The organism is Fructilactobacillus sp. X7R4C1 (genome assembly GCF_059901115.1).
On sequence record NZ_JBWXVD010000006.1, the window covers coordinates 20760 to 33633 of the forward strand.

At 39.1% G+C, this 12874-nt stretch carries 14 protein-coding genes and 1 other annotated feature; of the genes, 12 read left to right on the plus strand and 2 right to left on the minus strand.

From position 1 onward, the window contains the following. The first annotated feature begins 51 nt into the window (after window positions 1-51). The 12 genes from cysS (at window position 52) to mprF (ending at window position 9628) form a co-directional block, all read left to right on the plus strand. On the plus strand, window positions 52-1461 hold the full coding sequence (cysS, locus tag AC6UC9_RS06350; protein WP_500701486.1) for a cysteine--tRNA ligase: 1410 nt from the start codon (window positions 52-54) through the stop codon (window positions 1459-1461). 4 nt (window positions 1462-1465) lie between these two features. Next, a complete protein-coding gene (locus AC6UC9_RS06355; protein WP_500696797.1) occupies window positions 1466-1891 on the plus strand; it encodes a Mini-ribonuclease 3 in 426 nt (141 codons plus the stop codon). Beyond that, a complete protein-coding gene (gene rlmB, locus AC6UC9_RS06360) occupies window positions 1881-2633 on the plus strand; it encodes a 23S rRNA (guanosine(2251)-2'-O)-methyltransferase RlmB (RefSeq protein ID WP_500701487.1) in 753 nt (250 codons plus the stop codon). The genes AC6UC9_RS06355 and rlmB overlap by 11 nt, the downstream gene beginning before the upstream one ends. Before the next feature lie 192 nt (window positions 2634-2825). Further along, window positions 2826-3407, plus strand: coding sequence for a sigma-70 family RNA polymerase sigma factor (locus tag AC6UC9_RS06365; protein WP_500701488.1), 582 nt, complete (start codon window positions 2826-2828; stop codon window positions 3405-3407). Between the two features lie 48 nt (window positions 3408-3455). Beyond that, the gene (rpmG, locus tag AC6UC9_RS06370) at window positions 3456-3605 is read left to right on the plus strand and encodes a 50S ribosomal protein L33 (RefSeq protein ID WP_500701489.1); all 150 of its coding nucleotides are present in this window, start codon (window positions 3456-3458) and stop codon (window positions 3603-3605) included. A 14-nt stretch (window positions 3606-3619) separates the two neighbouring features. Further along, entirely contained in the window at window positions 3620-3799 is a 180-nt protein-coding gene (secE, locus tag AC6UC9_RS06375) for a preprotein translocase subunit SecE (RefSeq protein WP_500694477.1), read from the plus strand. A gap of 102 nt (window positions 3800-3901) precedes the next feature. Beyond that, a complete protein-coding gene (gene nusG, locus AC6UC9_RS06380) occupies window positions 3902-4462 on the plus strand; it encodes a transcription termination/antitermination protein NusG (protein ID WP_500696800.1) in 561 nt (186 codons plus the stop codon). Between the two features lie 124 nt (window positions 4463-4586). Next, the gene (gene rplK / locus AC6UC9_RS06385) at window positions 4587-5012 is read left to right on the plus strand and encodes a 50S ribosomal protein L11 (protein WP_010021774.1); all 426 of its coding nucleotides are present in this window, start codon (window positions 4587-4589) and stop codon (window positions 5010-5012) included. Between the two features lie 91 nt (window positions 5013-5103). Beyond that, the gene (gene rplA / locus AC6UC9_RS06390) at window positions 5104-5796 is read left to right on the plus strand and encodes a 50S ribosomal protein L1 (RefSeq protein ID WP_500701490.1); all 693 of its coding nucleotides are present in this window, start codon (window positions 5104-5106) and stop codon (window positions 5794-5796) included. A 56-nt stretch (window positions 5797-5852) separates the two neighbouring features. Continuing rightward, window positions 5853-5969: a sequence feature (ribosomal protein L10 leader region), on the plus strand. A 26-nt stretch (window positions 5970-5995) separates the two neighbouring features. Then, complete coding sequence (rplJ, locus tag AC6UC9_RS06395) at window positions 5996-6514, plus strand: 50S ribosomal protein L10 (protein ID WP_500694474.1); 519 nt, start codon at window positions 5996-5998, stop codon at window positions 6512-6514. Window positions 6515-6552: 38 nt separating this feature from the next. Further along, window positions 6553-6918, plus strand: a complete 366-nt coding sequence (rplL, locus tag AC6UC9_RS06400; RefSeq protein WP_500694473.1) for a 50S ribosomal protein L7/L12 — start codon at window positions 6553-6555, stop codon at window positions 6916-6918. Between the two features lie 124 nt (window positions 6919-7042). Beyond that, window positions 7043-9628: a bifunctional lysylphosphatidylglycerol flippase/synthetase MprF gene (gene mprF, locus AC6UC9_RS06405; protein WP_500701491.1), complete on the plus strand. Its 2586-nt coding sequence runs from the start codon at window positions 7043-7045 to the stop codon at window positions 9626-9628. Window positions 9629-9675: 47 nt separating this feature from the next. On the opposite strand, the gene nrdF is transcribed toward mprF, so the two are convergent. Together nrdF and nrdE are read right to left on the minus strand one after the other, a co-directional pair. Then, entirely contained in the window at window positions 9676-10683 is a 1008-nt protein-coding gene (gene nrdF, locus AC6UC9_RS06410; protein WP_500701492.1) for a class 1b ribonucleoside-diphosphate reductase subunit beta, read from the minus strand. A gap of 17 nt (window positions 10684-10700) precedes the next feature. Further along, on the minus strand, window positions 10701-12866 hold the full coding sequence (gene nrdE / locus AC6UC9_RS06415; RefSeq protein WP_500701493.1) for a class 1b ribonucleoside-diphosphate reductase subunit alpha: 2166 nt from the start codon (window positions 12864-12866) through the stop codon (window positions 10701-10703). Between the last annotated feature and the right edge of the window lie 8 nt (window positions 12867-12874).

A 12874-nucleotide genomic window follows, 5' to 3' on the forward strand; every position in this document is an offset into this window, starting at 1 on the left:
CTGATGGGTTAATTATGATGTTAATATTGAACAATTATTAGGAGGTTGGACATGTTAAAAGTTTATAATTCACTTACAAATGAAAAAGAAAAGTTTGAACCAATCACACCGGGTGTGGTTAACATGTACGTCTGTGGTCCAACTGTTTATAACTATATTCACATTGGCAATGCGCGAAGTGTAGTGGCATTTGATACCATTCGTCGTTATCTTGAATATTGTGGTTATAAGGTGAATTATGTGTCTAATTTTACCGATGTTGATGATAAAATGATTAACGAAGCCAAAAAAGAGGGAACCACGGTTTCTAAATTAGCCGATAAATACATTAAGGCTTTTATGGAAGATACGAAGGCGTTAAACGTGCAACCTGCGACCGTTAATCCGCGTGCCACGGATAACATTAAGGAAATTATTGCCTTTGTTTCTGACTTAATTGAAAAAGGGTATGCTTATAACGTTGACGGGACGGTTTACTATCGGGCTCGTAAGTTTAAATCTTATGGCTTACTAGGACACGAAAACATCGATGACCTTGAGAGTGGTGCAAGTGAGCACGTTTCAAGTGAAGAATTAGCCCAAAAAGAAGACCCGATTGATTTTGCACTTTGGAAAAAAGCTAAACCAGACGAAATTTCCTGGGATTCTCCGTGGGGAAAAGGCCGTCCCGGTTGGCACATTGAGTGCTCGGTAATGTCAACTAAGTACCTTGGTAACACCTTTGACATTCACGGTGGTGGGATTGATTTAGAGTTCCCTCATCATGAAAATGAACGGGCACAAAGCGAGGCTAAAACGGGTCAAAAGTTTGTTAATTACTGGCTTCACAATGGTTTTGTGACCGTCGGTGATGAAGACGAGAAGATGAGCAAATCAAAAGGGAACTTTGTTACAGTCCATGAGTTACTTAAAAAGGATAATCCTCAAGCACTGCGTTTTCTCATTTCGACCACTCAGTATCGCCGTCCAATTCGTTTTAGCCAGCAGGGAGTTGATGAAGCTGCCACCAATCTGCAAAAAATACAGACGGCTTACGATAATTTGAACTATCGGTTAAAAGACGCTGATCCTTATAACGATCCGAAATTAGACCAAGAGATTCGTCAAATTCAGGCTGATTTTCAGGATGCCATGGATGATGACTTTAACGTTCAAAATGGGATTGCCAAGGTCTATGAGCTGGCTAAGCTTGGAAACGTTTATGCGGAACGACCAGTGGTTTTTAAGGATTCGATTAAGTTGCTGATGAAACGGTTAGAACAGTTGTCCGCTATCTTTGGAATTAAACTACAAAGTAGTGAGTTAAATGACGACAAAGTTAAGAAATTAATTAAGCAAAGAAACGATGCGCGAGCTAACAAGCAGTTTGCTAGAAGTGATGAAATTCGGGATGAATTAAAAAATAAGGGTATTATTTTAGAAGACACACCACAGGGGACCCGATTCAGAAGGGAAAATTAGTTTAATGAGTGAAGCGGACGATAATATTCAATATCGACAGTTAAATGGTATTGTACTAGCTTATTTAGGTGATGCGGTTTATGAGGTATACGTGAGACGGCATTTGATTGACGAGGGCATCGCTAGGCCAAATCAATTGCAGCATTTTGCTACTAAATATGTGTCAGCCAAGGCTCAGGCCGGATTGATTGCTTTGATGAATCAGGATGCAATCTTAAGTGATGAAGAAGAGTACTTTTTTAAACGGGGACGTAACGCCAAGAGCTATACTCACGCCAAGAATACGAGTGTTGTTACCTATCGGATTTCCACTGGCTTTGAAGCCCTCTTTGGTTTCCTGTCCCTTAGTGGCCAAGATAAAAGACTCAATGAACTGGCGCAGTGGTGCATTGATCAAGTTGATTCTGGGAGGGTTGAGTATGAGAGATAATGAAGATTTTATTATTGGGAGACACCCGGCAGTCTCAGCACTGCGCAATGAAAATCAAGAAATTAACAAGGTGTTTTTACAAAATGGAGTCAGTCAAGAAGATGACACCATTAAGGCGGTTATTCGTTTGGCCAAGGGTCGTCATTTAGTAATTTCTAAGGTGCCAAAGCAAAAGTTAGACTTGATGTCAGACCACCAGAATCATCAGGGAGTCATGTTATCAATTGCATCCTTTAATTATGCATCGATTGATGATTTATTTAAAAATGCTGAATCAAAGGGTGAACCACCATACTTCATTGTTCTGGATAACATTGCCGATCCTCATAATTTGGGGTCAATTATTAGAACCGCAGATGCTGCCGGCGTTCATGGGGTGATCATTCCCAAGCGTCGTGCTGTTGGATTAACATCAACGGTAGCGAAAACCTCTGCGGGGGCAATTGAACGTGTTCCGGTCGCCAGAGTAACTAACTTGGTCAACACCGTTAAAGAATTAAAAGAACGTGGGTTGTGGGTCTTTGGTACTGATATGAAAGGAACTGATTATCGGCGCTGGGATGCTAAAAGTCCGAGTGCTCTTATCGTTGGCAGTGAAGGCAAGGGGATTTCGCCTTTACTTAAAAAACAGGTTGATGAAACACTTACCATTCCAATGGTGGGGGATATTCAGAGCTTGAATGCGTCGGTTGCTGCCGGATTAGTTATGTATCAAGGTTTTAACTCGCGCCATCCTTTATAATGAAATGACTGAACTAAAGAACAATGCCAGCACATTGTTCTTTTTTATTGGGCCGTTTAATATCGTAAATTCGATATTAAAAATTGGTTAGCAGATAATATCACATATCGAACGTTTGTTCGCTTGTTTGAGCTCAATTCGTTTCGATACGATACTAAGTGTTAATTAATTGATTAAGAGGAGGGCCAATTGATGAATAAAGAAGAGAAACGGGCTAAAGAATTAGAAATGGTTGAGGATGCAAAAAAGAACGACGCTGGTTTCATCAAATTGTTTAAAAAATATGCGCCAATTTATCTAAAGTTGTGGAACGATTTCTACTTATCAGGTATGGAACTCTCAGATTGGAAACAGGAAGCGGCCATTGTGCTTAGTCGAACAATTATTAGGTATGATGCCAGTCGTAAGGTTACCTTTGGCAGTTACTATAAAGTTAACTTAAAAAACCGCTTATATGATATTTTAAGAAAAAAGCGAGCTCAAAAGCGCGTGCCCGATTCTAAAAAAGCTTCTCTTAGTGCGTATTTTCAATTTTATTCTGATACCATTGCCGATATTCATGCTGCCAGTCCAGAACGAGTTCTTTCAATGTATGAGAACTTACAAGGCTTGATGAAAAGGAGTTCGGTAGTTGAGAGAATGGTGATTATTCGTTCGCTTGAGAATTATTCGTTTGAAAAAATGGCTCAGGTTTCTGATGTGAATGTGATGAAATTGAAAAATGCGATCGCACGTTGTCGTCAGAAATACTATAGATTTAATAAAATTGACTAACGTTGAAATTGATGATACGATTAGTTAGTTATTAAGGAGGTGCAGCCTATGGCACAGAAAAAGGTAGCATTAGCTTGTTCTGTATGTGGTTTAAGAAACTACACCATTTCCAGCAATCCGAATCGTGTCAAACGATTGGAAGTAAAGAAATTTTGTAAGCATTGTGGAAAATATACGTTGCACCGAGAAACTCGTTAAGAGGGGAATTTTACATGAAACGATTATGGAACTTTTTTAAGAGCGTTATTGCAGAGATGAAGGTGGTTGTTTGGCCGAACGCTAAGCAAACTAGAACCGATACTTCAATCGTTATCTGGACTACCATCTTTTTTGCAATCTTTCTTGGTGTAATTGATTGGGCAATTCAAACCATTTTGAAGTTACTAGCCTAAACTAGATTAGTGTGATAATTTCTGTTATAGTTAGTTTGATGATAAGAACTTCGTTTACGCGAGGTTTTTTTATTTTGCTTTAAGTTAAAGGAGATAATCATTGTGGTAGAGACTGCAGAAAAGCAATGGTATGTATTACATACATACTCTGGCTATGAAAACAAAGTTAAAATGAATCTTGAATCTAGAAAAGAATCCATGGGAATGGAAGACTATATTTTTGACATTGTTGTTCCAGAAACCGAAGAACACGAGGTTAAAAACGGTAAAGAGAAAGTGGTTATGAACAAGACCTTCCCAGGATACGTGCTGGTTCAAATGGTAATGACTGATAGAGCCTGGTATGTCGTTCGAAATACTCCCGGAGTGACCGGATTTATTGGTTCTCACGGTCAAGGTTCAAAGCCCAATCCGTTGTTACCCGAAGAGGTTGAAAACGTTATGTCAACGATTGGGGTAAAGAAGCGAGTTAAACCATTGGATAGCCGGGTTGGTGATACGGTTACCATCGTTGAGGGAGCCTTTAAGGGACTTTCTGGCAAGATCACTGAGATTGACAACACTAAGGGTAAACTCAAGGTTAATATTGACATGTTTGGTAGAGAGACTAGTACTGAACTGGAATTTGACCAAGTTAAGCCCCTAGAAGCCGATTCTGAGTAAAATATTCATTGTCACGTTTCAATAAACGTGGTATATTTAACTAGTATGCGTATTGCATAAATTAACGTGGGAGAAGAAATTTTGATCTTCATTTACCACACACGGACTTAAGGAGGTATGTCTCGTGGCTAAAAAAGTAGCTAATGTAGTTAAACTACAAATACCTGCGGGTAAAGCAACACCCGCTCCTCCAGTTGGACCTGCTTTAGGTCAAGCTGGAATTAATATTATGGGATTCACTAAGGAATTTAATGCACGTACTGCTGATCAAGCAGGAATGTTGATTCCAGTTGTGATTACTGTTTACGAAGATCGTTCATTTGACTTTGTAACCAAGACCCCTCCAGCTGCTGTCCTATTAAAGAAAGCCGCTGGTGTTGAACACGGTTCCGGTGAACCTAACACTAACAAGGTCGCAAAAGTTACCAAAGACCAAGTTAAGCAGATTGCCGAAACCAAAATGCAAGATCTAAACGCAGCTGATGTAGAAGCAGCTATGCGCATGGTTGAAGGTACGGCACGTAGTATGGGATTCACTGTTGAAGGTTAATTTCACTATGCCCGGACAGCACAATGTCGAAAGATAATGTGCTAGTGGGAGGAAATTCCGTTATAACCACAATTGCAAGGAGGAAGACACAATGGCTCGTAAGAGAGGTAAGAAGTACGAAGATGCTTCAAAGCAAATTGACAAGAGTAAAAAATACGCTGCTCAAGATGCTGTAGAATTAGTTCAAAAATTAGATTCAGTCAACTTTGATGACACTATCAGAGTTGTTTATAAATTAAACGTTGATACTAAACAAGCTGATCAACAATTACGTGGTGCCGTGGTTTTACCTAATGGTACTGGTAAAAATCAAACAGTTGTAGTATTTGCCAAGGGTGAAAAGGCTCAAGATGCTAAGAACGCTGGTGCCGATTTTGTCGGTGATGACGACTTAGCTCAAAAAATTCAAGATGGATGGCTCGACTTTGATGTCGCAATTGCTACTCCTGACATGATGGCTCAAGTTGGTCGTTTAGGTCGTGTTCTTGGACCTAAGGGATTAATGCCAAACCCTAAGACTGGAACTGTTACCATGGATGTTTCAAAAGCGGTTTCTGATGCTAAGGCCGGTAAGGTTACTTACAGAACTGATCGTGATGGAAACGTCGCAGTTTCAATCGGTAAAGATTCATTTGACGCAGACAAGTTGGCCGAAAACCTTAACACCATCAACGATGTGATTGTTAAGAATCGTCCAGCATCTGTTCGTGGAACTTACATTAGTAACATCTCAGTTTCATCAACAATGGGACCTGGTGTCTCAGTTGATCCTGAATCATTTTAGTTACTAACTAATTAAATAATCCCTAATTGACTAATTTTTATCATTATGATAGATTATTAGTTGAATATGATTCGCCTAAGACTCAGGTGGTTTTTGACCTTAATTATGCCTGCCGAGGAGTAATACACTCTTTCTCTATGTTTTGGCGAACATAGGGATTTTTTATTAAGTCCCAAAATACATTGGGAGGTGAAATAATATGCCAAAAAAAGAAGTTATTGATACTAAAGCCAAAAAGGTTGATGAAGTTGCTGACCAATTTCAAAAAGCTGTATCAGCAATTGTTGTTGATTACCGAGGTTTAAGTGTTGCTCAAGATACTGATTTACGTAAACAATTGCGTGATAATGATGTTTCAATGAGTGTTATTAAAAATAAAATTTTAGAGCGTGCTGCTGATAAAGCAGACGTTAAGGATTTGAAAGATACTTTTGTTGGACCTACTGCTATTGCATTTTCTGATGAAGACCCAGTTGCTCCAGCCAAGATTTTGAAGAACTTCGCTGATGATAATCCTGAACTTGAAATCAAGGGTGGAATTATCGAAGGGAAGATCGCTTCACTTGATGAAATCAATGAATTTGCTGCTCTACCAAGCCGTGAAGAATTGCTTTCAACTCTTGCTAACATCTTGAAAGATCCTATCCGTAAGGTTGCTTATGCTGTTAATGCCGTTGTTGATAAAGATGACAATGGTGACGATAGTGATGCAGCTTAATAAAAATAGATTAAATGTCCTAATAGGAGGAAATTAAAATGGCTTTTGATAAAGATAATATTATTGCTCAATTAAAAGAAGCTTCAATCACTGATTTAAACGACTTGGTTAAGTCAATCGAAGATGAATTTGATGTTTCTGCTGCTGCTCCAGTTGCAGCTGCAGGTGCTGCTGGTGGTGAAGGTGCTGCTAAGGATTCATACGACGTTGAACTTACTGAAGCAGGTCAAGAAAAGATTAAGGTTATCAAGGCAGTTAGAGATATCACTGGTCTTGGTTTGAAAGACGCTAAGGACTTAGTTGATGGCGCTCCTAAAGCTATTAAAGAAGGCGCTTCAGAATCAGATGCTAACGACATCAAGGACAAGCTTGAAGCCGTTGGTGCTACTGTAACTCTTAAGTAGTCGATGACTAAAAAGAACGTGCTTTTGCACGTTCTTTTTTTTGCCTTAATATTGTTTAAATAAAGTTGTTTTATGTCATAAAAATTGAGAGAATGAAGTTAGCCGATTTTTTGGGGGTTAACAATTGAAAAAAGCATTTAATAAAGTTATGGATTTCTATAACAAATATTCTGCCTGGATTAAGGGGATTTTTGTCACCCTGGTCCTTGTGTTTGTTGTTTACGAGGCGACCCACGTGCTTTCTGAGATTAATGGAAAGGAAATGCGAGCGAGCCTTGCATCACAGTCACCAACGACGTTAATTATTTTAACGATCTTAGGATTTGTGGCTGTGTTACCAATGTTAATATATGATTTTACCATTACGGAGTTTCTGCCTGGCAAGTTTAAACCGTCCTACATCGTCAAGAGCGGGTGGATCGTTAACACATTTACCAATATTGCTGGGTTTGGTGGCTTTCTTGGGGCCAGTTTGAGAGCGATGTTTTATAGTAAAAATGCTAGTAAGAAACAGGTATTATATGCCATTTCTAAGATTGCCTTGTTCTTACTGGCAGGACTTTCCACCTATTGTTTGGTTTCGTTAGTTTTGATCTTTGGATTTGGCATTGGATCTCAGTATGCAAAGGATTGGATTTGGTTAGTAGGTGGGGGAGTTTATTTTCCAGTGATTTTTCTATTTACCAGATTCAGTAATTCTGAGTTTTTTAGTGATTTAACCTTAAAACGTGAGTTTCAACTGATCCTCGGTTCCTGCCTCGAATGGGGGAGCTGTGCCATGTTGTTTTTAATTATTGGATACTTCATGAAGATTAATGTTAATCTTTGGGACGTTTTTCCCATTTTTATTATTGCCAACGTATTTGGGGTTGTCTCAATGCTGCCAGGTGGTCTTGGGTCATTTGATACGATGATGATTGGTAGCCTGAGTTTACTTGGGGTGTCACCGACAATTGCTGCCGTATGGGTGCTATTGTACCGAATTTTCTACTATTTTCTCCCGTTTTTCGTGGGGGCCTTTCTCTTTTTCCACGAAATGGGAGCACGAATTAATAATTTTCTGGATGATATTCCGAAAACGATTGTTCATAGGTCGGCCCAGCTGATCATTACGATTTTTATGTACTTTTCGGGAATCATGATGATTTTGTATGCGACCATTCCTAATTTGGCTCTTGTTAATCCACTCTACTTATCACTGGCGCCATACACGCTGTTCTTTTTAGGACAGTTGTCGAACGTGATTATTGGGATTTTACTAATTGGATTAGCACGTGGAGTAGGATCGAGAGTCCACAAAGCTTTCTGGCCGACCGTTATCATTTTGTTGTTTGCCATTGCTAACACCCTGTGGAAAGAGGACTTTCCACTAAAATTAACGTTACTGTTAGGCTTTATCATTATTTGTTTGTGGTTATCAAGAAAGGGCATGTATCGGCAAAAACTCACATACTCGTGGGGAAATGCAATTTTTGACGGCATCATTTTTATTGGAACTTTCTTAATGTATTCCATCATCGGAATCTACATGAGTAATCATAACTTGTCTAGTAGACACGCTCCCATCAAAATGATGAATGTGTATCTTTTACCATCTGAACAGGTCTGGTTAACTGGATTTGTGGGCATTATCATTGCTTTTATTATCCTGTTTATGTTGTACAAGTACTTAACGTACGCTCGTATCCCATGGTTGAATCAACCCTTTGATGAAGTTAGAATTCGCAATGTTATTCGCAAATTTGGTGGAAACGAAGTTAGTCACTTAGTCTTCTTGCGTGATAAAAAGGTTTACTTCTACGCTGAAGATAGTGAAGACGAAGTCATTTTCATGTATAAACAGAAGGCCAATAAGTTAATTGTGATGGGTGAACCAATTGGAAATCAGGATAAATTAGATCCAGCGATTGACCAATTCATGAGTGATGCTGACAAAGCTGATTTCTCCCTGGTGTTTTACGAAGTTGGAGAATCACTAACAATGTTACTTCACGAAAAGGGCTTTGACTTTATTAAGGCTGGAGAGGAAGGTCACGTTGATTTAACGGATTTTTCGCTTACCGGTAAGCGACATCGAGGTGAACGGGCGTTAATGCACAAGTTCGATCGGGAAGGCTATCGTTTTGAGGTTTTAGATCCACCATTTTCTAAAGAACAGATGGGTGAATTTAAACAAATTTCTGATGAGTGGCTCAATGGACGTGATGAAAAGGGCTTCTCTCTGGGATTCTTTGATCCATATTACTTAAACCAGGCTCCAATTGCGGTCATTCGCGATAAAAATGATGCGATTGTAGCTTTTGCTAACATCATGCCAACGGGTGATCGAGTGATGACTTCGGTTGACTTAATGCGGTCGGGAAATGATGCTCCGTCTGGAATTATGGATGGAATCTTCATTCATCTCTTCAGGTATTCAAAGGATGAGGGTTACAAGTGGTTTAACTTAGGAATGGCACCACTAGCTAATGTTGGTGAATCAAAGTTTAGTTTCATTAACGAAAAAATTGCTCACTTGATTTATCAGTACGGTGATGCCTTCTATAGCTTTCAAGGATTGCGGTCTTATAAGCAGAAATACGTCGATAACTGGGTGTCCAAGTACTTCGTATATCGTAAGGATAATTCATTGGTATTCACGATGCTACAGCTCTTATCGGTGGTTAGTGAACGTCCCACGATTGAAAATGTTGAAGAAAATATGCCATAAAAAAGAGGTTTCAGAATTAATTCTGAAACCTCTTTTTAGTTGAACAATTATTTTGGGTTCTTTTTATTACCAATATCGTAGTCGGAATCGCTCATTGCTTCAACGTTACCAAGTCGATAACCGTTACCGACTTGGGAGAAGAAGTCATGATTGACCGTAGCAGTGGAGATTCCGTTCATAACGATTGGGTTAACGTCTGCTTCAGTATCAGGGAACATTGGATCTTGTCCTAGATTCATGAGGGCCTTATTGGCGTTATATCTAATGAAAGTTAAAACATCTTCAGACCATCCCACTTGGTCGTAAAGCAAATGGGTGTACTTTTCCTCGTTTTGATAAAGGTCGTACAAGAAGTTATACATCCAATCCTTTAAATCATTTTGTTCATTTTCACCTAATTGGTTGAACTGAACTTGGAATTTATAGCCAATGTATGTTCCGTGAACCGATTCGTCACGAATAATTAATTTAATGATTTCAGCAACGTTTGGAAGCTCGTTATGACCGAGGTACCAGATGGGAGTATAGAATCCAGAGTAAAAAAGAAAAGTTTCAAGGAACACACTAGAAATTTTCTTTTTTAATGGATGACCATCGTCATGGTATAACGAATAGATCTTTTTCGTTTTGTTTTGGAGGAATTCTTCTGTATCACTCCAATGAAAGATTTCATCAATTTCATCAGGGCTGTTTAAAGTTGAAAAAATGGATGAATAGCTTTTGGCGTGAACGGATTCCATAAATTGAATGTTATTTAAAACCGCAATTTCATGTTGGGTAACAGCATCATTTCTAAGGGCGGCCATTCCGTCTTGAGACTGTAAGGTATCCAGTAAAGTTAAGCCACCAAAAACGTGACCAACAATCCATTTATGATCATCGTCAAGCGAACGCCAATCCTTTAAATCATTTGACAAAGGAATTCTGGTATCAAGCCAGAACTGTTCGGTTAGTTTTTCCCAGGTGGCTTTATCAATCTCGTCGCCAATGGAATTCCAATTAATGGCCTTGTAGTTTCCCTGTAACTTTCCGGTTAAAACTTTATTAATGTCCATAAATTCCCTCCTAAAGATTAAATTACACAGCTTTCACACTCGTTAGCACCAACTTCAGTGTTGTCGTCGGTAAATGTCCGAACATAGTAGAGCGATTTAATTCCCTTTTTGTAGGCGTAATTACGAAGGATCGTTAAATCTCTGGTGGACATTTTGTTACTTCGACCGTCTTTCCATTCGTATAGCCCTTCAGGAATGGTTGAGCGCATGAAGAGAGTCAAACTCATTCCCTGATCGACGTGTTTTTGAGCGGCGGCGTAAACGTCAATCACCCTTCGCATGTCCGTGTCGTAAGCTGACTCGTAGTAAGGAATGGTGTCATTAGAAAGGTAGGGGGCCGGATAGTAAATTGTCCCGATTTTGGACTCTTGTCTGGCTTCAATTTTTTGAACAATCGGGTGCAGACTAGCGGTAGCATCACCGATGTAAGCAGTGGAACCGTTTGGAGCAACTGCCATTCGGTTTTGATGGTACAAACCATATTCCATGATTGACTTCTTTAAATCTTCCCAATCTTTTTCAGTTGGAATAAAGATACCATCAAACAATGACTTGACTTTTTTGGAAGTTGGCGTCCAACTTTTATTTACGTATTGATCAAAATAAGAACCGTCAGCGTACTTACTCTTGTCGAAGTTATGAAAGACCTTACCGCGATCCTTTGCCATTTGATTTGAGGCCTTTAAGGTCCAGTAATTTAATAACATGAAATAGGTGCTGGTAAATTCAATGGATTCTTTTGAACCATAATACATATGATTTTTAGCAAAATAAGAGTGAAGACCCATAGCTCCTAAACCAATTGAGTGACTTAATTCATTGCCACGTCTGACTGATGGAACAACGTTAATTGATGAATGATCGGTCACAAAAGTGAGAGCTTTGACCATGGCTTCGACTGATTTACCGAAGTCGGGAGAAGCCATCAAATTGACAACGTTCGTTGACCCTAAATTACAAGAAACATCGGTTCCAAGCTGTTCGTAATTTTGTTCATCATCAACAATTGACGGGGTTTGGACTTGCATAATTTCAGTACATAAGTTACTCATGACGATTTTGCCATCAACTGGATTGTCACGATTGGCGGTGTCGATATTGATAATGTATGGGTAGCCGGACTCTTGTTGTAACTTACCAATTTCTGTCTCTAATTCACGTGCCCTGATCTTCTTTTTGCGAATATTCTTGTTGTTGACCATGTTGTCGTATTCTTTAGTGATATCGACGTAAGAAAAGGGAACGCCATACTCACGTTCAACGTCGTACGGACTAAATAAGTACATATCTTCATTGTTTTTAGCTAGTTCATAGAATTTATCTGGGACAACTACTCCCAGGGAAAGAGTGTTAACCCGAATTTTTTCGTCGGCATTTTCCTTTTTAACCCCTAAGAACTCGATGATGTCGGGATGGAAGACACTTAAATAAACAACCCCAGCACCGTTTCTTTGGCCTAATTGATTAGAATAGGTAAAACTATCCTCTAGTAACTTCATTACTGGAAGAACGCCGCTAGCTGCTCCTTGAATGTGTTTAATAGGGTCGCCGGCCGCTCTAAGGTTAGAAAGGTTGATCCCAACTCCACCACCAATTTTGGATAATTGAAGGGCCGAATTAATGGTACGACCGATGGTATTCATGTTATCGGTGGTTTGAAGTAGAAAACACGAAATCAACTCACCCCTGCGTTTCTTTCCAGCATTTAAAAAAGTTGGAGTGGCTGGTTGAAAGCGTTGATGAATTAATTCATCAGCAAGATCCATGGCAAGCTTTTGATCACCATCAGCAAGAAACAGGGCGTTCATTGCGGTTCTGTCTATGTAGCTTTCTAAGTACATGGAATTGTCATCAGTTTTCATGGCGTATTGAGCATAAAACTTGTATGCAGCCATAAATGATTTGAAGTGAAAATCTTGTTTTTCCAAATACTTGTATAATTTTTCAATGAATGAAAAGGGATATTTATTTACAAAATCCTCTTCAATGTAATTATGCTTAATTAGATAATCAAAACGATCTTTTAAAGAATCAAACTTAACGGTATTTGGATTAACGTTTTCTTTGAAAAAGGCTTTTAAAGCCTCCTGATCTTTTTCCAATTGGATTCTGCCATCGACAGGGATATTAATTTCATTATTTAGTTCGTAATACGTAACATCGTGCAAATCTTTTAAAGACATATTGGATT